The sequence below is a fragment of the Paenibacillus sp. SAFN-054 genome (assembly GCF_051966755.1).
Taxonomy (GTDB): Bacteria; Bacillota; Bacilli; order Paenibacillales; family Paenibacillaceae; genus Paenibacillus_AQ.
In genome coordinates, this window is record NZ_JBQCKS010000004.1 from 200,160 (window position 1) to 226,430 (window position 26,271).

General features: G+C 54.8%; 20 protein-coding genes and 1 riboswitch. Of the genes, 10 read left to right on the forward strand and 10 right to left on the reverse strand.

The features are described from left to right. Positions 1-110 precede the first annotated feature (110 nt). Positions 111-1,853, reverse strand: a complete 1,743-nt coding sequence (locus tag ACTHPM_RS19645) for an alpha-amylase family glycosyl hydrolase (protein ID WP_440397083.1) — start codon at positions 1,851-1,853, stop codon at positions 111-113. Positions 1,854-2,430: 577 nt separating this feature from the next. On the opposite strand from ACTHPM_RS19645, the gene ACTHPM_RS19650 reads away from it, so the two are divergent. The 3 genes from ACTHPM_RS19650 (at position 2,431) to ACTHPM_RS19660 (ending at position 6,865) form a co-directional block, all read left to right on the forward strand. Next, positions 2,431-3,468, forward strand: a complete 1,038-nt coding sequence (locus ACTHPM_RS19650) for a LacI family DNA-binding transcriptional regulator (RefSeq protein WP_440397082.1) — start codon at positions 2,431-2,433, stop codon at positions 3,466-3,468. 303 nt (positions 3,469-3,771) lie between these two features. Then, positions 3,772-4,443, forward strand: a complete 672-nt coding sequence (pgmB, locus tag ACTHPM_RS19655; RefSeq protein WP_440397081.1) for a beta-phosphoglucomutase — start codon at positions 3,772-3,774, stop codon at positions 4,441-4,443. A gap of 118 nt (positions 4,444-4,561) precedes the next feature. Continuing rightward, positions 4,562-6,865 (forward strand): glycoside hydrolase family 65 protein, encoded by a 2,304-nt coding sequence (locus ACTHPM_RS19660; RefSeq protein WP_440397080.1) that lies wholly within the window; start codon positions 4,562-4,564, stop codon positions 6,863-6,865. A gap of 554 nt (positions 6,866-7,419) precedes the next feature. Here ACTHPM_RS19660 and ACTHPM_RS19665 read toward each other — a convergent pair. The 3 genes from ACTHPM_RS19665 to ACTHPM_RS19675 all read right to left on the reverse strand — a co-directional run bounded on the left by ACTHPM_RS19665 (position 7,420) and on the right by ACTHPM_RS19675 (position 11,553). Further along, entirely contained in the window at positions 7,420-8,457 is a 1,038-nt protein-coding gene (locus ACTHPM_RS19665; RefSeq protein WP_440397079.1) for an EAL domain-containing protein, read from the reverse strand. Between the two features lie 168 nt (positions 8,458-8,625). Continuing rightward, positions 8,626-10,890: a bifunctional 2',3'-cyclic-nucleotide 2'-phosphodiesterase/3'-nucleotidase gene (locus tag ACTHPM_RS19670; RefSeq protein WP_440397078.1), complete on the reverse strand. Its 2,265-nt coding sequence runs from the start codon at positions 10,888-10,890 to the stop codon at positions 8,626-8,628. 246 nt (positions 10,891-11,136) lie between these two features. Beyond that, positions 11,137-11,553 (reverse strand): pyridoxamine 5'-phosphate oxidase family protein, encoded by a 417-nt coding sequence (locus ACTHPM_RS19675; RefSeq protein ID WP_440397077.1) that lies wholly within the window; start codon positions 11,551-11,553, stop codon positions 11,137-11,139. 177 nt (positions 11,554-11,730) lie between these two features. Between ACTHPM_RS19675 and ACTHPM_RS19680 the strand changes: the two genes are divergently transcribed. From ACTHPM_RS19680 to ACTHPM_RS19700, 5 genes are all read left to right on the forward strand, one after another. Then, a complete protein-coding gene (locus tag ACTHPM_RS19680; RefSeq protein ID WP_440397076.1) occupies positions 11,731-12,951 on the forward strand; it encodes an MFS transporter in 1,221 nt (406 codons plus the stop codon). 69 nt (positions 12,952-13,020) lie between these two features. After that, a riboswitch (TPP riboswitch) is annotated at positions 13,021-13,134 on the forward strand. Positions 13,135-13,296: 162 nt separating this feature from the next. Further along, positions 13,297-14,337, forward strand: a complete 1,041-nt coding sequence (locus ACTHPM_RS19685; RefSeq protein WP_440397075.1) for an ABC transporter substrate-binding protein — start codon at positions 13,297-13,299, stop codon at positions 14,335-14,337. Positions 14,338-14,474: 137 nt separating this feature from the next. Further along, positions 14,475-14,768 carry a thiamine-binding protein gene (locus ACTHPM_RS19690; protein ID WP_440397074.1) on the forward strand — a complete coding sequence of 98 codons (294 nt, stop codon included), beginning with the start codon at positions 14,475-14,477 and terminating at the stop codon, positions 14,766-14,768. Beyond that, positions 14,765-15,526, forward strand: coding sequence for an ABC transporter permease (locus tag ACTHPM_RS19695; protein ID WP_440397073.1), 762 nt, complete (start codon positions 14,765-14,767; stop codon positions 15,524-15,526). The genes ACTHPM_RS19690 and ACTHPM_RS19695 overlap by 4 nt, the downstream gene beginning before the upstream one ends. A 33-nt stretch (positions 15,527-15,559) precedes the next feature. Continuing rightward, positions 15,560-16,396, forward strand: coding sequence for an ABC transporter ATP-binding protein (locus ACTHPM_RS19700; protein ID WP_440397072.1), 837 nt, complete (start codon positions 15,560-15,562; stop codon positions 16,394-16,396). A gap of 81 nt (positions 16,397-16,477) precedes the next feature. Here ACTHPM_RS19700 and ACTHPM_RS19705 read toward each other — a convergent pair whose 3' ends face one another. Then, positions 16,478-18,385 carry a beta-N-acetylhexosaminidase gene (locus ACTHPM_RS19705; protein WP_440397071.1) on the reverse strand — a complete coding sequence of 636 codons (1,908 nt, stop codon included), beginning with the start codon at positions 18,383-18,385 and terminating at the stop codon, positions 16,478-16,480. A 310-nt stretch (positions 18,386-18,695) separates the two neighbouring features. Here ACTHPM_RS19705 and ACTHPM_RS19710 point away from each other — a divergent pair, with 310 nt between their 5' ends. Further along, entirely contained in the window at positions 18,696-19,163 is a 468-nt protein-coding gene (locus ACTHPM_RS19710) for a DUF3888 domain-containing protein (protein ID WP_440397070.1), read from the forward strand. Between the two features lie 7 nt (positions 19,164-19,170). Here ACTHPM_RS19710 and ACTHPM_RS19715 read toward each other — a convergent pair whose 3' ends face one another. The 3 genes from ACTHPM_RS19715 to ACTHPM_RS19725 form a co-directional block, all read right to left on the reverse strand. Further along, on the reverse strand, positions 19,171-20,490 hold the full coding sequence (locus ACTHPM_RS19715) for a B12-binding domain-containing radical SAM protein (protein ID WP_440397069.1): 1,320 nt from the start codon (positions 20,488-20,490) through the stop codon (positions 19,171-19,173). Positions 20,491-20,595: 105 nt separating this feature from the next. Continuing rightward, entirely contained in the window at positions 20,596-21,243 is a 648-nt protein-coding gene (locus ACTHPM_RS19720; protein WP_440397068.1) for a permease prefix domain 1-containing protein, read from the reverse strand. Continuing rightward, complete coding sequence (locus ACTHPM_RS19725) at positions 21,233-21,571, reverse strand: PadR family transcriptional regulator (RefSeq protein WP_440397067.1); 339 nt, start codon at positions 21,569-21,571, stop codon at positions 21,233-21,235. The genes ACTHPM_RS19720 and ACTHPM_RS19725 overlap by 11 nt, the downstream gene beginning before the upstream one ends. Positions 21,572-21,834: 263 nt before the next feature. On the opposite strand from ACTHPM_RS19725, the gene ACTHPM_RS19730 reads away from it, so the two are divergent. Further along, a complete protein-coding gene (locus tag ACTHPM_RS19730; protein ID WP_440397066.1) occupies positions 21,835-22,629 on the forward strand; it encodes a TatD family hydrolase in 795 nt (264 codons plus the stop codon). 162 nt (positions 22,630-22,791) lie between these two features. On the opposite strand, the gene nfsA is transcribed toward ACTHPM_RS19730, so the two are convergent. Together nfsA and ACTHPM_RS19740 are read right to left on the reverse strand one after the other, a co-directional pair. Further along, positions 22,792-23,535 (reverse strand): oxygen-insensitive NADPH nitroreductase, encoded by a 744-nt coding sequence (nfsA, locus tag ACTHPM_RS19735; RefSeq protein ID WP_440397065.1) that lies wholly within the window; start codon positions 23,533-23,535, stop codon positions 22,792-22,794. A gap of 180 nt (positions 23,536-23,715) precedes the next feature. Further along, entirely contained in the window at positions 23,716-26,157 is a 2,442-nt protein-coding gene (locus ACTHPM_RS19740) for a heavy metal translocating P-type ATPase (RefSeq protein WP_440397064.1), read from the reverse strand. Positions 26,158-26,271: the final 114 nt, after the last annotated feature.

The window sequence follows — 26,271 nt, forward strand, 5'->3', positions numbered from 1 at the left end:
TTTTGTAAAAACGTTTGCACAGTGTATTTTGAGCCATAAGACACATTTTCATGGTAATTATCTCATGTTTACTCTGCTTATCACACAATACCTGCAGATTTCGTGCCATTTCACTGCAAAACAACAGTGGAATAAGCTGGTATAGATACAATATTTTCGTGAAATGATGCGGACTTATCGCTGCTTCTGATCATTTTTGCAAAGGAATAGCCATCCGCTGATTCCAGTTCAAGCTTCTGCGCTTGACCTGACAGGTTGTGCAATACTAGCACAGACTGCTGTGCACTACGGCGCATAAACGAAAGGATCGATGGATTGTGAGTATCGACGGTTTTCAAATCTCCATCGCGGAGCGCAGGCAGCTCGTTCCTCCAGCCAATTAGCGTGCGGTACACGGACAGTAGAGAATTCTCCTGCCCCGTCTGGGTTTCCACATTGGCATTGGCTTGATTGGCACCGTTTATGACGGCTCTCTCCCAGGTCGTTAGCCCTTTGCCCTGGCCATCCTTGCTCCATGCAAACGGTTCCCTGATATGCTCGTCAGGCTTGACCCCCAGCATGCCGATTTCCTCGCCGTAGTATATAAACGGATTACCCGGGAGCGTGAGGAGGAGAGCTGCTGCCATTTTGGCGTGATTCGGATTGCTGCCAAGCTGGCTCATGACCCGGTCTTGATCGTGGTTGGTCAGAAAGACGGCATCCACGAAGGCTCCCTGGGACTTGTTCATGTAAAAATCGTTCGTACGTTCCAGCGTAAAGCCCAGGTTATTGTCCTTCTCCTGCTTCACTGCACTGATGATGTTCTCTGCAAGGTTAAAATCAAAGGCCGAGTCGAAAGCGCCATCCAGGTACGGAGCGATGACGGCGGCCGACTTCTCCCATACCTCGCCGACCAGGTACACATCTTTGTTTACGGCACTCATGCCGCTGCGGAACTCCTTCCACCAAGCCGCATTTTTGTCTGTCGTTGCCGTGCTGCGGTCGCTTTGCAGATTTTCGTAAATATGCTTGGCGCCATCGATCCGGAAGCCGTCGACGCCGAGCTTCAGCCAGAACTTCCCTACATCTTCGATTTCTTTGCGCACCTCCGGATTGTCGTAGTTCAGGTCAGGCATGCCTTCCCAGAACGTGCCGAGATAATGGCTGCCGCCGAGTTCGGTCCAGGGAGTTCCGCTTCCCGCTGCGCTTGTGCCTGATGGAGGGATTCCCTGGTCCTCCGCCCATACGTACCAATCGCGGTATTTGCTGTTTTTGTCTTGACTGGCCTCGATGAACCATGGATGCTTCACGCTCGTATGATTGACGACAAGGTCCATGATGACCTTGATTCCGCGTTTGTGGGCTTCCTCCACCAGCCTTTTCATATCGTCCAGCGTTCCGTAATCCGGATGAATGTCCCGGTAGTCGGTAATATCGTAGCCATGATAGCTTGGCGACGGATTGACCGGCATCAGCCAGATGCCGCCTACGCCCAGATCGTCATGGGTATCCGGATTGCCGTCGTTCAAATAATCCAGCTTCTCCGTCAATCCCTGGAGATCCCCGATGCCGTCGCCGTTCGAGTCATAGAAGGAGCGGACGAACACTTCGTAAAATACGGTTCCGGGCTGCTCATGAATTGCAGCTGCTTGCTCCCCCTTACCGGTGCCGGACGCGGATTGCCCTTGATCCTGCCGCGGGCTTGCCGGCTCCTTCTCCGCACCAACCACTTGCCGGGAGCGCTCGTCCGCCGGCACGTCCGCCTTCCCTCCGCTGCAGCCGGCAAGCAGCGAACTTGTTAAGACCGCCGCGCTTACGCCGGCCCCCAGACATTTCCATACGGCATTTCCCGTTCTTATCGCTTGAAATCTCATGCCATCCTCCTTCATCAACGCCATTGTAGGATATACGGATTGATCCGCTTTCGAGGAATCCTGCCAGCCTGGATTCCCAGGCCCCGCTAGTGAAAGGTCTGCAAAGGCCCCTCTTTGGGGTATAACCGTTGCCCCCTTAAGCAAGCGCTCTCCTCATTAGGCAGAATACGCTTGATAAAAACGTTTGCGCAAGACCCTTTTTTCTTGAATTTTACATTTCAATCTCATTTGCCGCATCTATAGCCGGAAGAAAAGCCCGCCTTTATTCGTTGCTGTCATTAGGCTGAAACCACAAGTGCAGACAGCTTTCGCGCATGTTCCTCCTTTTTCGTGAAAACAGGTTTGCCCGTGAGCAACCATATTTACAAGCCCCAAGGTTTGGATTAAGATAGCAAGTGTAAAAATAGCTTATCCAGTTCTAGCGATGCTGCTCCTCCCGCAGAACCGCCAACCGCGGATTTTCTATCGGGTTTAGACAGGATGCAGCTCGCTTTATTCGTTCATACTCTATCATCGGAGCGGGTGATCATTATCCCCGTTTACGAAGGAACGCAAACGGTTCCACAGGGAGGTAACCATGTCTGTAACGATAAAAGATGTCGCCAAAAAGGCCGGCGTTTCCCCCTCCACCGTGTCCCGTGTGCTGTCGAACAACACCAGAATCAGCCGAGAAACGACCCAGAAAGTCCGGGATGTAATGGAGGAGCTCGGATATCATCCGAACATCATGGCCAAAAGCCTTGTTTCGCGGACCACAGAAAGCATCTGCGTGATTCTGCCGAAGCCCGCCGAGGAGCTGTTCCTGAACATGTTCTTCATGGAGCTGATCCGCGGAATCGTCACCCAGGCCAACCGCTCGGGATATGACGTGCTGATCAGTTCGGGCGGCAGCGAGCAGGAGGAAGTGGAAGCGGTATCGCGCCTTCTCAAGGGAAGACGCGTCGACGGAGCCATCCTCTTGTACTCCCGCAAGGATGATCAAGTGGTCGAATTTTTGACAACGAACCGCTTTCCGTTCGTCCTCGTCGGACGCAGCGAGAAATTCCCGGACATTCTGTCCGTTGATAACGACAATGTCCAGGCAGCCTATGATGCCACGAAGCATCTGATCTCGCTCGGCCATCAGCGCATCGGCTTCGTCAGCGGACCGCCGAACCATATCGTTTCGCGTGACCGCATGAAGGGCTATGTCACCGCGCTGGAAGAATCCTCGCTTGAAATGCGCAAGGAATGGATCGTCGAAGGCGAGTTTTTGCAGGAGAGCGGCTACCGCGCCATGTCCTTTTTCATGAACCTTCCGGAACGGCCCACGGCCTTGGTCGTCGTGGACGACCTGGTATCCCTCGGCGTATTGCGCGGACTGCATGAGCTTGGCTATAAGGTTCCGCAGGATTTGTGCATCGTCAGCTTCAACAATCTGTCGATTGCCGAGCTGTCGACGCCGCCGGTCAGCAGCATGGACATCGGCATTTACAATCTGGGTTACACCGCGTCGCAGGCATTGATCCAGTCGATTCAGCATGATGGGGAGAAGCAGTTTCAGAAGCGGCACATCATTCCCCACCGGCTCGTCATCAGGGAATCGTCGATCTATTCGCCTCCGAAACCGTCATAATCGGAGCCTGTCAGGCCTGCCGGATATGGAGTGAATATCCCTAATAGACCGTCTTCGGACCGGTCTTTCGAACGCCTGCCCGGAAGCATATTAAAAAAATACCTCTTGACGAAAAGGCCTGTTAGACGTTATTTTCACAGAAGAACCATTCCTGATCGTCTGGCTCTCAAGCATTGGACTTTCTGGAACCTGGCCTTATTACATCAATCATACGGATATATTATAAGCGGAGCATCTTCGGTGCTTCCTTTATTTTCAGTCATTGTTCAAACGTTTGCACAATAATTAAGGGGGACTTTTTCGATGACTCTTCATATGCCGATTCGCGCCTGCCTGTTCGATCTGGACGGCGTGCTCGTCGATACCGCGAAATACCATTTTCTGGCCTGGAGACGCCTTGCCGAGGAACTCGGGTTTACGTTTACCGAACAGGACAACGAGCGCCTGAAGGGCGTGAGCCGGATGGCTTCGCTCGACATTCTGCTCGAAATCGGCGGCCTGACGCTGGATGATGAAACGAAGCTGGCTCTCGCCGAGAAAAAGAACACCTGGTACGTGGATTACATCTCCCATATGGATGAATCCGAGATTCTGCCGGGAGCGCTCTCCTTCCTCCGAGAACTGAAAAACGCCGGCATCCTCGTCGCGCTCGGTTCAGCGAGCAAAAACGCCATGACGATCCTGAACAACACCGGCATGGTGCCCTATTTCGACGCCATCATTGATGGAACGAAGACGGCAAGCGCCAAACCGGATCCGGAAGTATTCCTGCTCGGTGCGAAGGAGCTGAACGTGAGCCCTTCCGAATGCATCGTGTTCGAAGATGCCGAAGCCGGCATCGAAGCGGCCACCCGTGCGGGAATGCGCAGTATCGGCATCGGTTCGCGAGCCACTCTGGGACGTGCTGATGAAGTCGTATCCTCGCTGCAGGATATGTCGGTCGAGCGTCTGCATGACATCTTTCCGGCTCATTAATTCGGGTTATTTCCCCGGAAATCGAAAATAAATGACAGCAAGCCCCCGCAAAATATACTAATGCATGCACGTATCTTTAAATGACTTTTACTATGCCTTCAAAAAGGAGCCGGTTATTGTGAAACAATATTTGAAGCTCGATAAATGGAACATTATCGAAGAAGACTTTCAACTGCATCAGCATGAAATCTCCGAAAGTATTTTCAGCATCGGAAACGGATATATGGGACAGCGCGCCAATTTCGAGGAATCCTACAGCGGACCTTCGCTGCAAGGCAGCTACATGGCAGGCGTGTATTATCCCGACAAAACCCGCGTTGGCTGGTGGAAGAACGGCTATCCGGAGTATTTTGCCAAAGTGCTGAACAGCACCAACTGGATCGGCATTGACGTCGAAATCGACGGACAGCCGCTGGATCTCGCGGCATGTACGGTCAAGGACTTCTCGCGCGTGCTCAACATGAAGGAAGGCACCCTGTCGCGCAGCTTTACGGCTGAGCTCGAGGGCGGCAAGGAAGTCCGCGTGGAAGCTCTGCGCTTCGTCAGCATGACCCGTCACGAAATCGGCGCGATCCGCTACGCGGTTACGCCGCTGAATTTCAGCGGCACACTGACCATAACGCCGTATCTGGATGGTGACGTGCAGAACAAAGACTCCAACTATGAGGAGAAGTTCTGGACCGAGGTCGCCAAGGAATTCGGAGAAAATGACGCGGTACTGACTATCAAAACGAAAAAGCTCGACTTCCATCTGACCTCGGTCATGACGTATGAGATCAGCAAAAACGGCGAGCCGCTCGCTTTGGAAGCCGAACGTATCGAGAAAGAAAAATATGTCGGTTTCCGTATGCAAGCGGACGCTGCCCAGAATGAGCAGGTCGTCATTTACAAATATGCAGCGAACGTCACTTCCCGCGATTATGGCTTTGGCCAGCTCGTCGATGCCGGACGGACCGCGCTGCAGAGCGCTGTGGAAGCAGGCTTCCAGGAGCTGCACAAAGAGCAGATCCAGGCATGGGCCGACAAATGGCGCGACAGCGATATCGTGATCGAAGGGGACGTAGCGGCTCAGCAGGCAATCCGCTTTAATATTTTTCAGCTGAACCAAACCTACAGCGGCGAAGACGACCGACTCAATATCGGTCCGAAGGGCTTCACCGGCGAGAAATACGGCGGCAGCACCTATTGGGACACCGAGGCTTACTGCCTGCCGTTCTATCTGAGCACGGCGGACGCCGCGATCGCGCGCAACCTGCTCATCTACCGGTACAAGCATTTGGATAAAGCCAAGGAAAACGCGCGCAAGCTCGGCTTTACCAAGGGTGCTCTCTATCCGATGGTGACCATGAACGGCGAGGAATGCCATAACGAATGGGAAATTACCTTTGAGGAAATTCACCGCAACGGTGCCATCGCTTATGCCATCTACAATTACGTGAATTACACCGGGGACCTGGATTACCTGGGACAATACGGTCTTGAAGTGCTGGCCGAAATCGCACGCTTCTGGGAAGAGCGCGTCAATTACGTGCCTGCCAAGGATCAGTATGTCATGCTCGGCGTAACCGGACCGAACGAATACGAAAACAACGTCAACAACAACTGGTATACGAACCGCATCGCGTCGTGGACGATGGAATATACGCTCGAAGTGCTGGATTACCTGCGCGAAAATGAGCCTTCCCGATACGCGGAACTGGCGGAAAAACTGCAATTGACCGAGGAAGAAACGGCGAAATGGCAGGAAATCATCGAAAAGATGTACTATCCGTACGATCCGGAGCGTGAAATCTTCCTGCAGCAGGACGGTTTCCTGGATAAAGATCTGACCCCTGTCAAGGATCTCGATCCGAAGCATCTGCCGCTGAACCAGAACTGGTCCTGGGACCGCATCCTGCGCTCGGCTTACATCAAGCAGGCCGATGTTCTGCAGGGACTCTTCTTCCTGGGCGACCGCTATGACCTGGCGACGAAGAAGCGCAACTTCGACTTCTATGAGCCGCTGACGGTGCATGAATCGTCCCTCTCCCCTTGCGTGCATTCCATCATGGCGTGCGAGCTCGGGTATAAAGAGAAAGCCTATGAGATGTACCTCCGGACCTCACGTCTGGACCTGGACAATTACAATAACGATACCGAGGACGGCTGCCATACGACAAGCATGGCTGGTACGTGGATGTCGGTCGTTCACGGCTTCGGCGGGCTGAAGGTCAAGGACGGCGTATTGCATCTGAACCCGTTCAACCCGGGCCACTGGAAATCCTTCTCCTTCAAGGTGATGTTCCGCGGCTCCCGCCTGAAGGTAACCGTTGGCGAACACGACGTGCTCGTGACCAACGAATCCGAAGTGCCGGCTGATCTCAACGTATACGGCAAAGACTATACGGTTGGCGGCATGGGCAACGTCAAAGTATCTCACTAAAACAATTCATGAACGTGGAAAAGGACCCTTTGAGGGTCCTTTTTTTGCGGTTATCAGTACTGAATTCTCCCATTTGAAGAACCATACCCTGGAGCGCATGATGCAGGCCGTCCATTCGATGCAGCGCCAGGCTGCTGCATGTAAAAGCCCTTTCTCGTTCATCGCGTGGAAGGTTTTTTTACGAGCGGATCGAATATACATATAATTATGTATAAATATGGATATGGTTAAAGGGAGGAGACACTATGCGCATGTTCCGCGAGGAACCGCTTTGGATCAGAGCCGTTTGGATGAGTGCGGTGATCGCTGTGTTGACCCTACTGCTTTTAGGCCTGTGGAGATACACTCCTCTATGTGCTTCCATCTTATATGTCTTTTTTTCGATCCGTCATTGGAGAAATAAGGAGGAGAACAAGCGGATCCCTTATCTGATCGTCGCTATCATGTTCTTCATAAACTTTCTGCAAATGATTGGCGCGCTATAGGCTATTCTCCATTAAAAAACCGTAACCCTCTACAGGATTACGGTTTCGTTATGCTATCTTATGTACCCGCTACACGGCGCGCAGAGCATCAAACGGAGGACGATCCGACGGCTTGCCGAACAGGTAGCCCTGTGCCAGATGAATGCCCGCATTCCGGCAGAATTCGAATTCCTCTCGCCGTTCGATTCCTTCGGCCAGCACCTGTCCCCCAAATTTATCGGCCTTATCGATGATGTTCAGGATAAGCTCTCTTTTGGACGCCTCCTGGTCGCAGCGGTCGATCAGACTGCGGTCAATCTTGACATAATCCGGCTTCAGCATCGACATCACTTCCATCGTCGAATATCCCGAGCCCACATCGTCCAATGCCACCTTCATGCCATGGTCGCGATAGGCCTTGAAAATCTGCTGGAGGTGGTCCATACTATCGATCTTTTCCGTTTCCACCACCTCGAACACGAAATCTCTCGGATCCAGATGAAGTCTGTCGATGGTTTTAAACGTATGGCTCAGACAATATTCAGGGTTGTAAATGGATGAAGGCAGGAAATTGATGAAGCGTTTGATGCCCCGCGGCAGCCACTCGGCGCTCGTCTCGATCGCGGAAATGCGGGCCGCTCGGTCCAGGAAGGAATGCATTCCGGTTTCCCTTGCGATTTCAAATAATTGATACGGCTGAAAGGGCACACCGTTTGGCGCAGGGCGCAGCAAAAATTCGAAGCCGATAATCTTTTCCGCAGCGTCGACGATCGGCTGCATGTGGCTTGCGAATTGGCCCTTCTGAATAATCTCCACCACGTTCACATGATTCATTCTCGCCTTCATGTGGGCCAGCGGAATCCAGGGACTTTTGCCTTCGTCTCGGCCCCTGCCCGTAATGGAGATCGACGTGGCTTCCACGATGTCTCCCGGAAGCCTATAGAGGCTGTACAGCAGATCCAGAAGTTCATCCTTCGTAATGTAAGATACGGCGATGTCTTCAGCGCCTGATTCCGATGCAAGCTGTTTTTCCTGGATTACTGCAGATACCAGATGATGTCTGGGCTTGAATCGAACCCTTCCTTGATCTTCTACCGGTTGTATGGGGGCGCATCCGCTGCAGCTCATGTGGTTCCTCCTTGGCATATTTTGCCGAAAATTGTTGATTTGATTATAGCATGGTGTTTACCGTTTGTGTGTGAGGTTTTGTTAATTTTAAACAATTTTTTAACGAAAAAAAGCCGGCGGTCCACCTTGGCCGCCGGCTTGACTGATCTTCAATAACCTATGTCACAATTAACTTAATGGAATCCGAATTTGTTGGCCGACCTTCAGACCTCGAACATTGCTGATTCCGTTTGCCTTTGCGATTTTCTCCCAGTTCACGCCGAACTGAAGTCCGATCCGGTACAGGTTGTCGCCTTTCTTGATGACATATACCTTGCCGTTCGCAGATGGCTTGGCGGGTTCAGGCTTTGTCGGTTTCGGATCCGGCTTCGTCGAAGGCTCGGACGGTGTGGCTGGAACCGAAGGCTTCTCCGGCTTCGCAGGCGGCGTTACCGGCTCCGTGGAAGGAGCTTCCGCTTTCGCCGACAGATCCAGGCCGTACGTCGCAAAGCCGTTCTCGCCCGCTCCGACAAACGTCATGTTCTTGCTCTTTGCGACCAGGTCCTTCGCATCCGGCGAGGAAGTGAACGTCACGTTCAGCTTTTTGTCGACCGGAGCGAACGACCAGTTGTTGTCCGCGGACGGGTTGATCGTCTTGTTGTCGCGGATGTAGTCGATGATCACTTGACGGTTCTCGTCCGGCGCAGCCATAATGATCCGTTTGCCGTCCGGATTCGCCAGTTTGGAGGACGATGCACGGTAGTTGTTCGTTGCCACGACGAATTTTTGCTTCAAGTCGATCGGCTTGCCATTATACTGCAGATTGGTGATGCGGCTCGCATCCTTGTTCACCACATTGCCCTTAAGATCGTATTTGTTCGGCTGCGTCACGTCGATTTGATACGTTACGCCGTCGATCACGTCATAGTTGTACGTCGGGAAGTCGTTGTTGATCAGCGGCTGCTCCGTCGTTTTGGAAGGGTCGATCTGGTTGAATTGTCCCGCGGACCATTCGAGCCAGTTCTTCAACTCTTCGCCGTTGACCACAACAGCATGGACGGTGTTCGGATACACATACAGATCGGATACGTTTTTGATCGCGATCGTTCCTGCCGGAATGTTCGTATAATACGAAGCGCCGGAACGTCCGCCCGCTTTAAATGGCGCACCTGCGGACAGCACCGGAAGGTTTTCGTACTCGGTTCCCTTCAGGTTCTTTTCTACATACCATTTTTGCGCGTTCGTAACGATTTGGATCGAAGGATCGTCTTGCACGAGCGCAAAATAGCTGTTGATCGGAGCAGTCGTTTCGCCTACCGGTCCGCGGACGTATTCGACCGTGGCATCATGCTCGGCTTTGACGGCGTCGACGATTTTTTGGTCGGCATCCACCAGCGCTTTTTTGGTCGCAACATCGTACACGGCACGGGTTTCGGTTTTGGAGCCGCTAACCTTCCATTTGCCGTCTACCTTCTCGAGGTCCAAATCGATAATACCAAGGTGGTCACCCCAGTATCCAGGCTCCACCGACGGAACGCCGTTGATCGTCCCCTTGTCGAGATCCACGCCCTTTTTACCTTTGAACTCGGCGCTAGGGAACGTTTTGTGGGCATGCCCGAACATGATGGCGTCAATGCCTTCCACCTGGCTGAGGTAGAGCACGGAATTCTCCATCAGCTCGGTTTGCGGAATGTCTTCAAAGCCGGAGTGAGGAATCGCCACGATGACGTCCGCTCCTTCTTTCTTCATCTGCGGCACGAACTTTTTGGCTGTTTCGATAATATCCTTGGTTATGACTTTACCGACCAGATTCGCGCTGTCCCACTGCATGATCTGCGGAGGCGCGAAAGCAATGACGCCAACCTTGACGGTTTGCTCCTGGCCGTTCTCGTCGATCACTTTCTTGTCCAATATGGTATAAGGGGTAAAATAATTCACGTCGTTGCTGTCGTCCTTGTCCCCGTCGTCTTTGTAAATGTTCGCGTTCACGATCGGGAAGTTGGCGCCCTTTTCAGCCAATTTCAGAAAATCAAGCCCGTAGTTGAATTCGTGATTTCCTACGCCGCCCGCGTCATAGTTCATCAGGTCCATGGCTTTATATACGGGATGAGTCTCGCCCGGCTTCAGCGGGTTGACTTTGGCCACGTAATCCCCCAGCGGATTGCCCTGCAGGAGGTCGCCATTGTCGAACAGCAGGCTGTTCTTGGCTTCCTTGCGCGCAGCGTTGATCAGGCTGGCCGTTTTGGCAAAGCCATACTCGTCAGTGGGCTTGTCTGCATAGTAGTCATAATTGACCATGTTGACGTGCAGATCGGATGTTTCCATCAAACGGAGCTTGACCTTGGAAGTGGATGTGCTTCCGTCTGCATAGGCAGCGAACGGAACGGCCAGGACATTGATGGCCACGGCTGCAGCGGTAATGCTTTTTACTACTTTCTTACGGGACTTCGACATGTTACCCCTCCTAAAATGTATACCTGAACGCACGGATGAAAAGGCCCGCTATGTAACCGTTCTCCAAAATAACCACCGGTTAAATATTTGCAGGGTCCATTTAGTAGTGTAAATCCATTCCACACCAAAATAAAGACAATTACATCCATTTGCAAAAAAATAATACCTGAGACCCTGTCTCAGGTATTATCAATAACTTTACATATGTTTTGTAGGTCCTGAAGCCCTGTCCGGGGAACCCTCAGGCTACTCGATCCACTCGTGCTTCTCACCGTCCGAGGTATACTGGATGCGCACCGGCTGGATTTGGAGAATGACGTAGTCGGGATCCTCCGGACCGTTGAACATCTGCGCGAACTCCGGTTTCCAGATCTGCTTGCGAAGCGCGTCATTATCCGAAATAATGCACGTTCCCTCGATTTCGACCACATCCTTGGTCCCGCCCTTTTCGTATCCCATCAGCAGAGACACATGCGGATTCGCTTCCAGCTCCTCCACCTTATGGGTTTTGCGGTCCGTGACCAAATGTATGCTGAGCCCTTGATTGTACAGGGCCATATAACGCTGTTTGGGTCTGTTCCCTTCAATTGTAGCCATAGAACAAAACTCATTGTGATCCATGATCTTGGCCAATTCCTGTTCCAAGATGATCTTCGCTTCCATACCTATCCTACTCCTATCCGTTAGTATCTTGTCACGTATATGTAGTGTACCCTTTAAAAATTTGGATGAACCGCGCACGGACAATTTTTCAGGAACCGATATACGCTGGGGGGCGGTCTTGGTATGATGAAGAGACAAATGTCTGCATCACCCATCACACGGATAAAGGAGTTTATGATGAAACGGTTATTATGGATCGGATGTTTATCCTACTTCCTGATCGGCCTGGCTCACGTCGTGCTCGGTTCGGTGCTTCCCGTGCTGCTCGAGCATTACGGACGGGAATACAGCGAAGGCGGGACGCTCATTTTCACCCAGTTCGCCGGATTTCTGGCGGGCGTGCTGGTCTCTCCACTATTGAACAAACGCTTCGGCAAAAGAGGCGGCCTGCTGATCGCCATCGCCCTCCTCTGCGCGGCTGAGCTCGCTTATATGATGCTGCCCCCTTGGGGATGGCTGTACCCGATCGCCGTATGCGCGGGCTTTGGCTTCGGCATGATCGAGGCGGTCATTGGAACGATTATTATCGCTGCCATTACCCACAAAACCGCTGTCGCCATGAGCCGCCTCGAAGTTTTATTCGGTATCGGCGCCATGGTCATGCCCCTGATCGCGAGCGGACTGATTGCGCAGGGCTGGTGGAGATTCTCCTTCCTCGTCATCTCCCTCTTCGCACTGGTGACATTCCTGTTCTGGTCCAACAGCTCCTTCGGCCCGGTAGATGAGGTGCTGAAGGCCAGAAAGCCGGAAGCCAAGGTGAGCGGAGCAGAAGCCGCGGCAAGCCGAAAACCTTTTCCATATCCGGGCAAAGCCTTGGGGATCCTGCTGATGTTCATGCTGTTCTTCTTTATTTATGTCGGTACGGAAATGAGCCTCGCCAATTTCATGCCTGCGATCCTGATCGAAAAGTTCGGGATGAAGGAAGCGGGCGCCGCACTCAGCGTGACCTGCTTCTGGATTGCCATGTCAGTAGGCCGGATCTTTGCAGGCGTCATCGCGGAGCGCATCCACTACCGGGTATACGTGCTTCTCAGCTGCGCGGTAACGCTCATTCTGCTGGCCATCTTCCCGATGACCGCAAGCATAGGGTCCGCCTTTGTTGTTATCCTCCTCCTCGGCTTGTTCATGTCCGGCATTTTCTCGATCGCGCTCGTGTTCGCAAGCAAAATGCTGGCTGGAAGCGAAGAATCCACACCAAGCATCCTGATCGCGTCCGGAGGCGTCGGAGGGGCCATCCTGCCGCTCATCATCGGCTGGAGCATGGATCATCTCAAGGTCAACCAGACGGCCTGGATGCTTGCTTTATTCACGCTCTTCATGGTCGGTTTGAGCTTTGCGGCCTTCTGGATCCAGCATAAACAGCGTGCGGCGGAAAAAAAGCTTACGACCGAATCCTAGGCCGGAAGCGGAATGGATTGAATTCTTTCACAGATGAGTCTATAATACTCATGAAATAACCCGTAACTTCATAAGAATCCGGGGTGCTGGAATTGGCCGGCTGAGATTGTATCCCTTCAAGATACTGACCCTTAAACCTGATCTGGGTAATGCCAGCGTAGGAAAAGCATCGTCATGGCGTTTCGCCATGCCCATCTTGCGCACCTAAGCGTCCCGTATACGGGACGCTTTTTTGTTGAATGCTAGAATCGCAGGCAAGGGACAATTCGACATTCATCTCTCAGATACGGACCAAAAAGATTCGAATGCATGAAGGGGAGAAATCTGCTAAGGAGAGAGAAACCAATGAAAACGAAGAACATCGGGCTGCTGCTCCTCGCCTTCCTGCTCGTGCTGGTCGCGGGCTGCGGAAGCAAAGACAGCGACGCAAAGGACAATGCGCCGTCATCCGGCGAAGCCTCCTCCGCGTCTAACGGAAGCGAGCCGAAGAAACTGAAAGACGTCAAAATCGTGCTGGACTGGACGCCGAATACGAACCACACGGGGCTTTATGTGGCCAAAGATCAGGGCTACTACGAAGCGGAAGGCCTGAACGTGGAGATCGTCCAGCCTGGCGCCGGCGGCGCGGACGCTATGGTCGCGTCGGGCAAGGTGCCTTTCGGCGTCAGCGTTCAGGAGAACGTGACTCAGGCAAGAACGCAGGGCGTGCCGCTGGTATCGATCGCAGCGGTTATCCAGCATAACACCTCCGGCTTTGCCGCTCCGGTGGACCGGAACATCAAGAAACCGAAAGATTTCGAAGGCAAAACTTACGGGGGCTGGGGATCGCCCGTCGAGCAGGCCGTGATCGATTCCATCATGGACATCGACAAGGCGGATGTGGGTAAAGTCAAAATCGTAAATATGGGTGAAGCCGATTACTTTACGGCCGTAAAGCGCGACATCGATTTTGCATGGATTTTCTACGGCTGGACCGGCATCGAAGCCGAGCTGCGCAAGCAGCCGCTCGACATGCTGTATGTGAAGGACTTCTCCGACAAGCTGGACTATTACACGCCGGTTCTCGTGACGAACGAAAAGCAGATCAAGGAAGACCCTGAGCTTGTCAAAGCCTTTATGCGCGCGACGTCCAAAGGCTATGAGTACGCGATTGCGCATCCCGAGGATGCGGCGGGCATCCTGATCAAGGCGGTGCCGGAGCTCGACAAGGATCTCGTCATGGCCAGCCAAAAGTGGCTCAGCCCGAAATACCAGGACGATGCCGCCCGCTGGGGCGAGCAGAAGGAACAGGTATGGAAGGGATATTCAGACTGGATGTACGAGCACAAGCTGCTCGACAAGCAGCTGGATGTCGGCAGCGCGTATACGAACGACTTTTTGCCTTAAGTAGCTTTATGTGTAAATTCAGCAGCAGTTAACCTTTGTAGTTAGCGCAAGGGGCGGAATCGTTCTGAAGAAGCGCCAGCGATCGTAAGAATGATCCGTCCTAATATCCATCTTTCTAGAAAAGGAAGTGATCGGGTATGGCACATACCCTGCTAAGCATTCAAGTGATTCCCAAGACGCCGAACAATGAAAATTCTCATCCTTACGTCGACCGCGCGATCGAAGTCATTCAGCAGTCCGGCGTGAAATATGAAGTGCATCCGCTTGAAACGACGATGGAGGGCGAGCTGGAGGAACTGCTGGACGTGGTACGCCGCATGCACGAAGTCCTCGTCGAAGCAGGCAGCCCAAGCATCATCTCCCAGATCAAGATCGCCCATAACCCTAGCGGCATCAGCATGGAGCGGCTGACGGAGAAATACCGTCCATGAGACGCTGGTGGAGTCAGGTGTGGCCGCCGGTCGCGGCGGTTCTCTTCTTTTTGATCGCCTGGCAGCTGTGCACGTCGCTTTTCCACATCGAGCAATGGATTCTGCCCTCCCCTTCGGACATCGCCAAGCAAACAACCGGCGGCGGGAAGGATTTATGGGGCCATGTCTTGGCAACGGTCAGGCTGACGCTGGAGGGGTTCGTCATCGGAACGCTGGTGGGACTGGTTATCGCCCTTATTCTTCATATGATTCCGTTCCTTAAGTCAGCCCTGTATCCGCTGCTCATTCTAAGCCAGAACATTCCGACGATTGCGCTCGCGCCGCTGCTCATGATCTGGTTCGGCTTCGGCCTGCTGCCCAAGCTGATCGTGATCACGCTTGTCTGCTTTTTCCCCGTCGCCGTTGCGACGATGGGCGGGCTGAAGCAGACCGACCGCACCATGCTGAATTACATGCGCATGATCGGGGCGAACAAACGCCAGATTTTCGCGAAGCTGGAACTGCCGCATGCGCTCCCTTCGATCTTCTCGGGCATCAAGATCGCAGCCACGTACAGTGTCATGGGCGCCGTCATTGCCGAATGGATCGGGGCCGACAAAGGCATCGGCTACTACATGATGCTGCAAAAGGCAGGATACCGCACAGACCGCATGTTCGTCGCCATCATGATTATCGTGGCGCTGAGCCTGCTTATGTTCGGGCTGATCGCCCTCTTGGAAAGATGGCTCGTTCGGTGGAAGCCGAAGCAGGAGAGCTGATGCCGCGGTAAGAAGAAAGGAGCTGTTAACCTCATGTCAATTACAGAAGAAGTACGGATGGAAGCTCCACCGGAACAAGCACAGGCGGAGCTCCCCCCTGCCCTTGAGGTATTGGGCATCAGCAAGGCTTTTCGGGCAAAACGGAGCAGCCTGCAGGTGCTGAACGACATCACATTAACCGTGCAAAAGGGGGAATTCGTCTCCATCGTCGGTCCGTCAGGCAGCGGAAAAAGCACGCTGTTCCACATGATCGGCGGTCTCGTGAAGCCCGATGCCGGAACCATTCGCATGAACGGCAGGGACGTGACCGGAGAGCAGGGCCATATCAGCTACATGCCGCAGCAGCCGGCCCTTTTCCCGTGGCGGAACATCGAGGATAACGTGCTGCTCTCGCAGGAAGTACAGGGCCATGTCGATCAGGAAGCGAGGGAGAATGCCCGCTATTGGCTGGACAAGGTCGGGCTTGGCGGCTTCGAGAAGGCACACCCGCACACGCTCTCAGGCGGGATGCAGCAGCGCGCAGCCTTTCTGCGCGCACTGCTCAGCCCACAGGAGCTCATGTGCCTGGATGAGCCGTTCAGCGCGCTCGATGCGCTGACGCGGAGCGATATGCAGCGCTGGCTGCTGGACCTTTGGGAAGAAAGCCGGCGTTCCGTGCTTTTTATTACGCATAACATCGAAGAGGCGCTGCTGTTATCCAGCCGCATCTATGTCTTCTCCGGCCGCCCGGCCTCGGTGCTGCAGGTCGTCGACGTGCCGTTCCCGCGGCCGCGCCGCGAGGAGATCACCTTGCATCCGGACTTTATCAAGCTTCGGCACGAGCTCTCCGGCTGGATGCGGGAAGAGCAGCGGAAGATGCAGGGTTCGTGAGTAGTAACAAAAAGGATGTCCTGGCTCATCGAGCTTGGACATCCTTTATTTTTATCAGGAGAAATTTCCGTTCCTCTCCGCTTACACAAACGCTCCCGCCGTCACGATGCTCTGATACGTCGCATTCACGTTCAGCGGCCCGGCCTCCGGCACCCCGGTCTGGTCGTACAGCAGCCGCTCCGCTTCCAGCTCCTCAAGCTTGTCCACGCGTCCCTCGATATAATCCAGTACGCGGTCTTCCGCCGATCGAATGCGGGCCAGCAGGCCTCCATAGCGGATGTCGAGAACTTCCCAGCCAAACGGCTTATAGGTCTGCATCCACATGCGGCGATGCGCCACGCGCAGCTCATCCGTACGCCGATACAGCTCAGGCAGCGTCTCTTCCGCCAGGCGGCGCAGTTCATCCTTCTGCCCTGCGTCATAGAAGCGCTTGAGCTGCACGCCCATCGTGCTCTTCAGCGCAAGCACGTGCGCCAGCTTCTCGTACATGCTGAACAGCTGATCGAAAGGTGCAGCCAGAGCATCCCGGTATCCGCCCAGCTCCTTCGCCATCTCCTCGTAATAACCCGGCAGAACCGCCTCCGTATCCGGCTCGATATGCTTGTCGAACAAGCCGATCAGCAGATCCTGCCACAGCAGGTATTTGGAGGGGTTCGCCATCCAGTAGTTCTCCGGCAGGACGCCTGGCACTTCATCCATGCGGCTGAGCGCAACCACAGGCTTGAACAGGTCGAAGCCCGTGCAGGTACGCAGCCGCAGCCGCAGGCTCTCTTCATCCGCTTCATGGCCATATCCGTGCTCGGCGAACAGCTGAAGTCCGGGCAGAATGGTGAGATGGTTGTTCTCGTTCCCGTTGTCCGCCCAGGCGGTCGCCAGCACTTCGTCCAGATTTTTGGCTTTGGCTGCCCGCAGCGCCGGATGGCTGATGTTCCACGTCTTGCCGTAGTTCGGCACGATGTTGTTCCAGATGTGGATGCCTCCGGCGAAGATCGGTTTGGAGCCAAACTTCAGATGCTTGTCGTACATGAGCCCGTAGCCTTCCTCATCCGCTTTCCCGTAATCCCAATACACGAATTGGACGCCTTTCGGGATCTGGTCCATTTTATCCTCGGAAAAGTCCGCATTGATGTTGTACAGCCCGCCCTGCGTGTCGTTCGACAGCAGATTAAAGTACATGTCGCTCCAGATCATCGGCTTCAGGCCATAGCGCTCCGTAATCTCCAGCACCTTTGCCACATGCTCGTTCATCAGCTCAAAACGGTTATGGTAACCGTGCTTGCGCAAATAATTGCCGAGCCCCACCTGAAACGCCTCGTCCATGCCGATATGGATGCGCTTGGTGCGGTAGGTTCGGGCTGCGGTAGCGATCATCTGCTCAATGAACTCGTAGGTCTGGGGTTCACCAACCAGCAAAATATCCTGGTGGTCCTTCATGCCCGCCGCATAGCCCCATTTCAGCGCCTGAGCCAGATGCCCCAGGGTTTGAATGCACGGAATCATTTCAATGCCCAGCTTGTCTGCGTACGCGTCACATTCCTGCAGCTCCGAAGCCGTATAGCGTCCGCGCATATAGCCGAAATACGGCTGCTCTTCCACCTCGAAGGTATCCTCGGTGTACATCATGAGGCCATTCAGACCCATGAGCGCCATATAGCGGATGAATCTCTTGATCATCGGAACCGTGAGAACGCCGTTGCGGGAAACGTCCAGCATCGTGCCGTTAAAGCTGAACTTCGGCTCCTCGGTGATCTCGAACGCTTCTTCCTCCGCTGCATGCTGCACAAACAATCCGAGTCCACGGAAAAAGTGGATCTTGTCCTGGTAGCGGATGCTTCCTTTTCCGTCCTTCAGCTTGACCTCAAGCGGTCCGGGAGCCTGAACCGCCTCCACCGGAATGCCATCCGCGTGCAGCTCTATATGTAGTATTTCAGACAGCTCTTTTATGCCTTCGATCAATTCCCCGGTTTGTCCGTATACGTGAATGTTCACTGTCTCTTCCTCCTCTGAAAAAGAATGCAGGCCATATTGAACCCATCTGCTATGGCAAATATGACGAACATCTTGATCTAAGTACTATAGCATGTTAAAAAGGGAAGCGGTACCACCGATGGGCGGTTTTTGCGCCTCTTGGTGAAGTTTCTGATTTTGTTCACAGGGTTTATTTTACAGATCATTCAAAAGTTGAATTTTTATTGCTCATCTTAGAGCTTGCACGCGGGATTCACATATACCTTTCGTTTGCACGATCGAACTGCATAATTTCACTTCAGGCTGGGGACGTTGTATACGAGGTGAATCTATGAAAACCCGAATGCGGCTCTGGCTGCCGCTGATGACCATGCTCATGTCCCTGCAGCTGTCCGCCGCTCCGGTAACTTCCGCAGCTGCTCCGGAGAAGGAGCCCAAGGTTCTGCTGTATCAGGATATCGTTATGGAGCTTCTTCTGCCCGACATTCAGAATGCCGTGAATCATTATTACAACCGCAAGCTCGCCGAGAATCCGCTCGTGTACCCATACCAGATCGACGTTCTGCAGGCGAAAAGGGTGAACGGCGGGCCGGGGGACCGCGGCTTTCACTTTTCGATCACGCTGGAGACCACGCCGGTGCTCGGACCGCATATCGCCGTAGGCAAGGACCGGATGACCTTTGAAATCTCTCCTCTTTACTCCGATCGAATCAAGCTTGTCGCCTTCAGGCATTTGCAGACCTTCGAGCTGCCATCCAACATGCAGGAGCTGCTGAAGAGTAATGAGGGATCGCCTTAACCGGTCATTAGGGCCTGCCAGTCTCCGGATTCCATCCCACCTGCCCATAATTACGGAGCGCCATATGATACCCGGCATTGCGGAGAATGTTCCACCACAGACCCGTTTTAGACTTCCACATCCGCTCCAGGATCGAGGGAACCGAATAAAATTGGCGGGCTGCCCACTCCATGCCCATCAGCAGCTCCTCGGGAGTCATGAGCGCAGGCTGGTAGACGACATCCTTCTTTCCGTTATACTTGGACCAGTCCCGGGTCAGAATCCGTCCCTCGGCATCCAGCCGTTGAAACAAGGGCGTATTCGGAAACGGAATCAGCACGCTGATCGTCGCCGAATCGAGCCCGACCTCGCGGTAAAATTCCACGGTCGTGCGGAAAATGCTCTTGTCGTCATGGTCGAAGCCGAAGACCGTGCCCGCCTGGACAGCAATGCCGTAGTAGTGAAACCGCCGGATGACCTCACGGTAGCGGTCCACATGATTATGAGCCTTATTCGCCGCGTTCAGGCTCTGCTGCGATATCGTTTCGAGTCCCAGAAACAGCGCTTTGCAGCCGCTCTGCGCGGCCAGCTCCATGAACTCGTCGTCAAAAGCCACGTCCGACGTGGCCTGGCTCGTCCACCAGCGCTTGTACGGCGCGATCGCCTTGAACAGCTCCTTGGCATAAGCCTTGTTCGCGCCGATATTGTCATCCCAGAAGATCAGGGCTCTTCCGGGCATCCGCTTCAGATGCTCGACGATGTCTTCGATGGGCCGGTACCGCATTCTTCGCTGGTACATTTGGGGAATGGTGCAGTATTCACAGCCGAAGGGACAGCCTCTTGTCGCGATGGTGACGCCCTTGCCGTACACCCTCCCTTTAATCAGGTCCCAGCGCGGCGCGGGCATGTTCTTCAAATCGGGAAGCTGGCAGGACCGGTAGACAGGCTGCAGGCAGCCGGCTTCGGCGTCCGCGAGCAGCTGTGGCCAGACGAGTTCCCCTTCTCCGACCACTACCGCGTCGGCGTGAAGCCGGACCTCGTCCGGCATTAGCGTTGCATGCGGTCCGCCGATCACGACTTTCGCGCCGCGTGCGCGATAGGCTGCCGCGAGCTCATAGGCATGGGGAGCAGCCGGCGTATTGGCGGTAATGCCTACCACGTCATATTTGCGGTCAAAACGTATCTTCTGTACGATTTCATCGATATGCGTGACCTCCCAATGATCGGGGGTATACGCTGCAAGCAGCGGCATCGTGAGCTGCGGAAAGCGGATGATCCGCCGGTGTCGTACCCGGCGCGATTCCTCCGATTCGGCGGTAATGAGCAGAAGCTGGCGTTTGTTCGTCATCAAGCCTATCTCTCCCTGTCTATGTAGATTATCTATGTATATACATTCAGAGCTATCCGGACAGCAGAGCCTGGGGGCAGGCAGCGCGGACAGCTTGCTTTTCAATTAATTAGAATACAGGGCCATGCGCTTGCCCCATCGGCAGCCAAGCCGTGCCAGCCAGCCGAACACGAGGGTCGATGCTGTACACAAGAACATGAACGGCAGGCTTAACAACGAATCAAACCATTGTCCCGGAATGATTCCGAATAGAACCAACAGCATAAAGAGATAGTTCGGCAGCAGCGGCGGCAGGATCATTCGTCCGATTCGACGCTCTGCCTGCATGCCATATCTGCGGCCCAGCATGAAACCAGACAGAAGCCACATGAAGCTATAGCCCAGCAGCACCCAGCACTTGCCCGCAGCCAGCAGATGGAATCCGTAAGCAGCTGGTGAGAAGCCGTCCTGAAGCCCTCTCAGGAGGGCCAAGCCCGCAGCAAAGCAGACGGCATTCGCCAGCAGCAGGACCGAACTCCAGAATGCTGCAGGTAAGGGACGGGCGATGCGGTAGGCACGTGCCAGCTTGCGTGGATCTCCCAGGCGGTCGAGCACCGCGTGTAAGGCAGCTCCCGATTCCATACCGTCTTCAGATTGCTCTGCAGCTGCCTTCTCAATATGTGCCCTAAGCTCCGCCTTCACTTTCATCCTGTCCACGCGCCTGGGCAGATGCCGGCAGACGCCTTCCAGGTAGCTGTCGACATCAGTGTTCATTCGCGCTTCCTCCCAGCACTTTGGACATCACCGCGACAAAACGGTTCCATTCCCGGCTTTTGTCCTTCAGCATCTCTCTGCCATCCGCAGTAATCGTATAATACTTGCGGTCGGGGCCTTTGGACTCTGCACTCCAATACGATGAAATCAGTCCCTGCTGCTCCAGCTTCTGCAGTGCCGGATAAAGCGTTCCCTCCTTCAATAGCAAATGGGAATCACTCCGCTTCTCCATTTCCTTGGACAGCGCATATCCGTACAAATCCTGCTCACTCAAGAGCTGCAGCAGCGCCAGCGATATGCTGCCTTTGACCAAATCCCGGTTAAACATCCTGCTTCACCTGCCTGTTTAATCTACGATAAAAATGAATGAAAGCTGATGACTGCGCACATTCCTCTGTTCATTCCATCTATATAGAAATTCTATGTACTTATTTGTAAAATAATGTAGCACAATGATCCGCATGCCGCAACCGATCGTATCCTGCTCTCTCCTTTGCGTTAAAATACCCATTACAGCTTTGTATGACCGTAAGGCTATAATGGGAACATCCGAGAATTATATCTTATCCCTTTTTTGGAGGTGCTCAAACCATGAGCCTTGCCCCGCTTATCGATGCGCATATTCATCTCGATTCCTACGCGAAAGATCAGCAGGAGATGATCCTGGACGGCCTCGGAGAGGTCGGTGTCGAAAGCCTCGTCGCCGTGTCCATGCATTGGGAGTCAGCCCGTGCCAATCTGCGGCTCGCAGAACAATACCCTTCCCGGGTACACCCCGCCTTCGGGTTCCATCCCGAGCAGCCGATTCCGGATCCGGCGGAGATCGATAAGTTCCTTGCTTGGATGAAGCGGCATGCCGGCGACATGGTCGCGGTCGGAGAGATTGGCCTGCCTTACTACACGCGTACCGAAGCCGAGGAGGCGGGCCGGCCATTTGATTCCCGCCCGTATGAGGAGCTGCTGGAGCGGTTCATCGTCTTTGCCCGGGAGGAGGACAAGCCCGTCGTGCTCCATGCCGTCTACGAGGATGCCGATACCGCCTGCCGCTTGCTCGCGCAGTACGGCATCAAGCGCGCCCATTTCCACTGGTTCAAGGGTTCACCGGACACGGTAAAACATATGGCCTCTCAAGGGTATTACATCTCTTTTACGCCCGACATCGACTATGAACCGGAAATTCAAGAGCTTGCGCGAACATATCCTGCCGAACTCGTCATGTCGGAAACCGACGGTCCCTGGCCTTTTGAAGGCCCATTCACCGGGCAGATGACTCATCCGCGGATGACGGCCGAGGTTGCGCTGGCTTGGAGCCGGATTCAAGGGCTGTCCTTGCAGGAGGCACGCCGCATCCTGTATGACAATGCCAAGCGTTTTTACGGCATCTAACTTAACTTGAACTAAAGAAAGGCAAAGCAATTGACCTGCATTTCACACGGAAGCAAGGGAATCAAGGGCAACTTTAGTTCAATTCATCTAAAAAAGCGAAACGGCCAGATCACCGTTCCGAACAGGAACGAAAGTGACCTGGCCTTTCTATCGCTCGGGTGTTTACTTCTTCAAGAATCCCTTGCTGTCCAAAAATTCCTTCATATGAAGCCGGATCGGCTCCGCCAGCCTGTCTGCCATCACTTGCGACCAAGGGGTGTCTTTCTTGCCGCCCGTGCGCTCATGCAGATATGCCTTCATCGTGGCGTCGTAATCCTTTACCGGCTCCACGCTTTGCTCTCTGGAATAGCCGTTGCGGTGCAGCACCGATTCCTGCGGCAGGCGTGGACGCTGGCCCGGTTCCTGATCAGGCACGCCGACGCACATGCCGAATACCGGGTACACCAGCTCCGGCAAGCCCAGCAGCTCGGACAACTCGGCGATGCGATTGCGCACGCCGCCGATGTAGACGATGCCAAGCCCCATCGATTCCGCCGCAATGGCGGCGTTCTGGGCGGCAAGCGCGGCATCCACCGTCGCCACGATGAAATTCTCCGTCGTCGCTTCATAGGAGGCCCGCTCCTGCAGCGGCTCTGCAGTCACCTGCTTCAAGCGGTATAAATCAGCGCACCAGATGAGGAATACCGGACACTGCTCCACATACGCCTGGTTGCCGGCCAGTACGGCGAGCTGCCTTTTCAGCTCGGGGTCCGTTGCTGCAATGACGCTGTAAGCTTGGACATTGCTCGAAGTGGAAGCCATTTGCGCCGCGGAAATAATGGCCTGCAGCTGCTCTTCGATGACCGGCTCGTCCTTATATTTACGGATCGAGCGGTGGTTCATAAGTAGGGACAATGTATCGTTCATCTGAATAACCTCCTCCTCCGTCACTCGCTTAAGATGCTTCAAATCCATTTTCCTACTCGCCATGACTTTCTGCAAGTCCCGCCCTGAGCAGCACAAAACCCCCGTCTCTGCACATCCGAGACGAGGGTTCACATTCGTGATGCTATATGAAATAGCCATGTCGATAATGCTCTTCCGCTTCTACAGCTTCACCCGCTGCAGCCGCAGCGCGTTCAGCACGACAGATACCGAGCTGAACGCCATGGCGGCGCCGGCCAGCCAAGGAGCGAGAAAGCCGATAGCTGCAATCGGGATGCCGACGGTATTGTACGCCAGCGCCCAGAACAGATTCTGCTTGATGTTGCCCATCGTGCGGCGGCTCATCAGGATCGCATCGGCAATCGCGTTCAGGTCGCCGCGCATCAGCGTCACGTCGGCCGCCTCCATGGCGACATCCGTGCCGGTTCCGATCGCCATGCCGATATCGGCCGTCGCGAGGGCAGGCGCATCATTGATGCCGTCACCGACCATCGCGATTCGTTTGCCGGTCTGCTGCAGCTTCTTCACTTCCTCGGCCTTGCCTTCCGGCAGGACCTCGGCCAAGACGTGCTGAATGCCTGCCTGCGCGGCGATCGCCTTCGCCGTCCGCTCGTTGTCGCCGGTGATCATGATGACCTCGATCCCCATCTCCTGCAAGCGGGACACCGCCTCGTGGGAGGTGTCCTTGATCGTGTCGGCAACGGCAACCATGCCGGCGTATTTGCCGTCCACGGCGACGAGCATCGCCGTCTTGCCGGCGTCCTCAAGCTGCCGCATTGCGGTCAGCGCCGCTTCGACGGGGACGCCCCGCTCGGCCATCAGCTTGCGGGTGCCGACGAGCACGAGCCGCCCGTCTACCCGGGCGGAGACGCCATAGCCGGGCAGGTTCTCGAAGTCCTTCGCCTCCGGCAGCGGCAGCGCCTTGCTCCGCTCAAGCGCGCCGGCCACGATCGCTTCGGCAAGCGGATGCTCGGACTGGCGCTCCACGGCTGCCGTCGTCCGGAGTAGAGACTGCTCCGTCATGAGCGGCGCCGGGATGATGTCGGTCAGCACCGGCTTCCCGCTCGTGACGGTGCCCGTCTTGTCGAGCACGACCACCTCTATGGCCTGTGCCGACTCCAAATGCTCGCCGCCCTTGAACAGGATGCCGAATTCCGCGGCACGGCCGGAGCCTGCCATAATGGAGGTTGGCGTCGCGAGGCCAAGCGCGCACGGACAAGCGATGACGAGAACGGCAATGGCCTTCTCAAGCGCCGATGCGAACTCTCCGGGCTCCACAGCGAAGTACCAGACCAGGAACGTCACGACCGCAATGCCGACGACGATCGGCACGAAGATGCCGGAGATGACATCCGCGATCCGCTGGATCGGAGCCTTCGAGCCTTGGGCTTCCTCGACCACTTTGATGATCTGTGCCAACGCGGTTTCGCTGCCCACCTTCGTTGCCTGAATGCGCAGCATGCCGTTTTTGTTCAGCGTGGCGCCGACGACGGCATCCCCTTCGCGTTTCTCCACGGGCAGGCTCTCCCCGGTCAGCATGGACTCGTCCACGGACGAAAGCCCCTGAACGACCTTGCCGTCCACCGGAATCTTCTCCCCCGGCTTGACGATCACGGTGTCACCCACTTCGACGTCCTCCACCGGGATGCTTAGCTCCTGTCCATCCCGAAGGACAAGTGCCGTCTTCGCCTGCAGCCCCATCAAACTCTTGATCGCTTCGGAAGAGCGGCCTTTGGCCAAAGCCTCGAACCATTTGCCGACGAGAATGAGCGTAATGAGAATGCTGCTCGTTTCATAGTACATTTCCACCGGATGATGGGAGTCCATTCCGATCGATTGAACCGTCAGGTACAGGCTGTAGAAATACGCCGCCGACGTTCCAAGGGCGACGAGCACGTCCATGTTCGCGCTCTTGTTGCGCAGCGCTTTATAGGCTCCCACATAGAATTGGCCGCCGATCAGAAATTGGACGGGCGTCGCCAGCACCAGCTGAAACCACGGATTCATGAACAGCGAAGGCACCGGAATCCAGGAAGTGAAGGAGAAATGCCCGACCATCGCCCACAGCAGCGGCAGCGACAGAATAGCTGCCATCATCCACTTGAAGCGCTTGTGATTGATCTCCTGCCGGCGCAGCTCCGCGCTGTCTTTCGCCTCCTGCTTCGGAAGCGCCTTATAGCCGAGCTGCTCCACCTTTTTCATCATATCTTTAACGGTTACCATGCCTGCCGCATATTCCACATGGGCAGTTTCAAGCGCCAGATTGACGCTCGCCTGCGAGACGCCCGGCATTCTGCTGAGGCCTTTTTCGATTCGCGTGGCGCAGGCGGCACAGGTCATGCCGGTAATTTCAAAATCCATCTTTTCCTTTATCGTGCCATAGCCGAGAGACTCGATCTTGTGTTCCATTGCCCGCAGATCCGACTGCTTCGGATCGTACGTCACGGTCGCCTGCTCCAACGCCAGATTGACGTTGGCCCGGCTGACGCCTTCCATCCGGCTCAAGCCCTTTTCGATCCGCGTCGCGCAGGCGGCGCATGTCATACCGGTAATCTGCAGCGTGGCCTGATGCTCATTCTCCCGGTTTCCCGTATTTTGTTCCATGACCTCGGCTCCTTTCTGATTATACCCACACGGGGTATAATCCTCTCATAAAAAAGGGCAGCGTCTTCGGACCGTAAACGGCCCGGGGCTGCCCGGTTTAGCTGCGGGATATCT

What these genes read in the sequence shown, in the direction of transcription:
- ACTHPM_RS19645 (WP_440397083.1), bottom strand. Translation starts at nt 1,853, where the DNA reads ATGAGATTTCAAGCGATAAGAACGGGAAATGCCGTATGGAAATGTCTG.
- ACTHPM_RS19650 (WP_440397082.1), top strand. Translation starts at nt 2,431, where the DNA reads ATGTCTGTAACGATAAAAGATGTCGCCAAAAAGGCCGGCGTTTCCCCC.
- pgmB (WP_440397081.1), top strand. Translation starts at nt 3,772, where the DNA reads ATGACTCTTCATATGCCGATTCGCGCCTGCCTGTTCGATCTGGACGGC.
- ACTHPM_RS19665 (WP_440397079.1), bottom strand. Translation starts at nt 8,457, where the DNA reads ATGAGCTGCAGCGGATGCGCCCCCATACAACCGGTAGAAGATCAAGGA.
- ACTHPM_RS19670 (WP_440397078.1), bottom strand. Translation starts at nt 10,890, where the DNA reads ATGTCGAAGTCCCGTAAGAAAGTAGTAAAAAGCATTACCGCTGCAGCC.
- ACTHPM_RS19675 (WP_440397077.1), bottom strand. Translation starts at nt 11,553, where the DNA reads ATGGAAGCGAAGATCATCTTGGAACAGGAATTGGCCAAGATCATGGAT.
- ACTHPM_RS19680 (WP_440397076.1), top strand. Translation starts at nt 11,731, where the DNA reads ATGAAACGGTTATTATGGATCGGATGTTTATCCTACTTCCTGATCGGC.
- ACTHPM_RS19685 (WP_440397075.1), top strand. Translation starts at nt 13,297, where the DNA reads ATGAAAACGAAGAACATCGGGCTGCTGCTCCTCGCCTTCCTGCTCGTG.
- ACTHPM_RS19690 (WP_440397074.1), top strand. Translation starts at nt 14,475, where the DNA reads ATGGCACATACCCTGCTAAGCATTCAAGTGATTCCCAAGACGCCGAAC.
- ACTHPM_RS19695 (WP_440397073.1), top strand. Translation starts at nt 14,765, where the DNA reads ATGAGACGCTGGTGGAGTCAGGTGTGGCCGCCGGTCGCGGCGGTTCTC.
- ACTHPM_RS19700 (WP_440397072.1), top strand. Translation starts at nt 15,560, where the DNA reads ATGTCAATTACAGAAGAAGTACGGATGGAAGCTCCACCGGAACAAGCA.
- ACTHPM_RS19710 (WP_440397070.1), top strand. Translation starts at nt 18,696, where the DNA reads ATGAAAACCCGAATGCGGCTCTGGCTGCCGCTGATGACCATGCTCATG.
- ACTHPM_RS19715 (WP_440397069.1), bottom strand. Translation starts at nt 20,490, where the DNA reads ATGACGAACAAACGCCAGCTTCTGCTCATTACCGCCGAATCGGAGGAA.
- ACTHPM_RS19720 (WP_440397068.1), bottom strand. Translation starts at nt 21,243, where the DNA reads ATGAACACTGATGTCGACAGCTACCTGGAAGGCGTCTGCCGGCATCTG.
- ACTHPM_RS19725 (WP_440397067.1), bottom strand. Translation starts at nt 21,571, where the DNA reads ATGTTTAACCGGGATTTGGTCAAAGGCAGCATATCGCTGGCGCTGCTG.
- ACTHPM_RS19730 (WP_440397066.1), top strand. Translation starts at nt 21,835, where the DNA reads ATGAGCCTTGCCCCGCTTATCGATGCGCATATTCATCTCGATTCCTAC.
- nfsA (WP_440397065.1), bottom strand. Translation starts at nt 23,535, where the DNA reads ATGAACGATACATTGTCCCTACTTATGAACCACCGCTCGATCCGTAAA.
- ACTHPM_RS19740 (WP_440397064.1), bottom strand. Translation starts at nt 26,157, where the DNA reads ATGGAACAAAATACGGGAAACCGGGAGAATGAGCATCAGGCCACGCTG.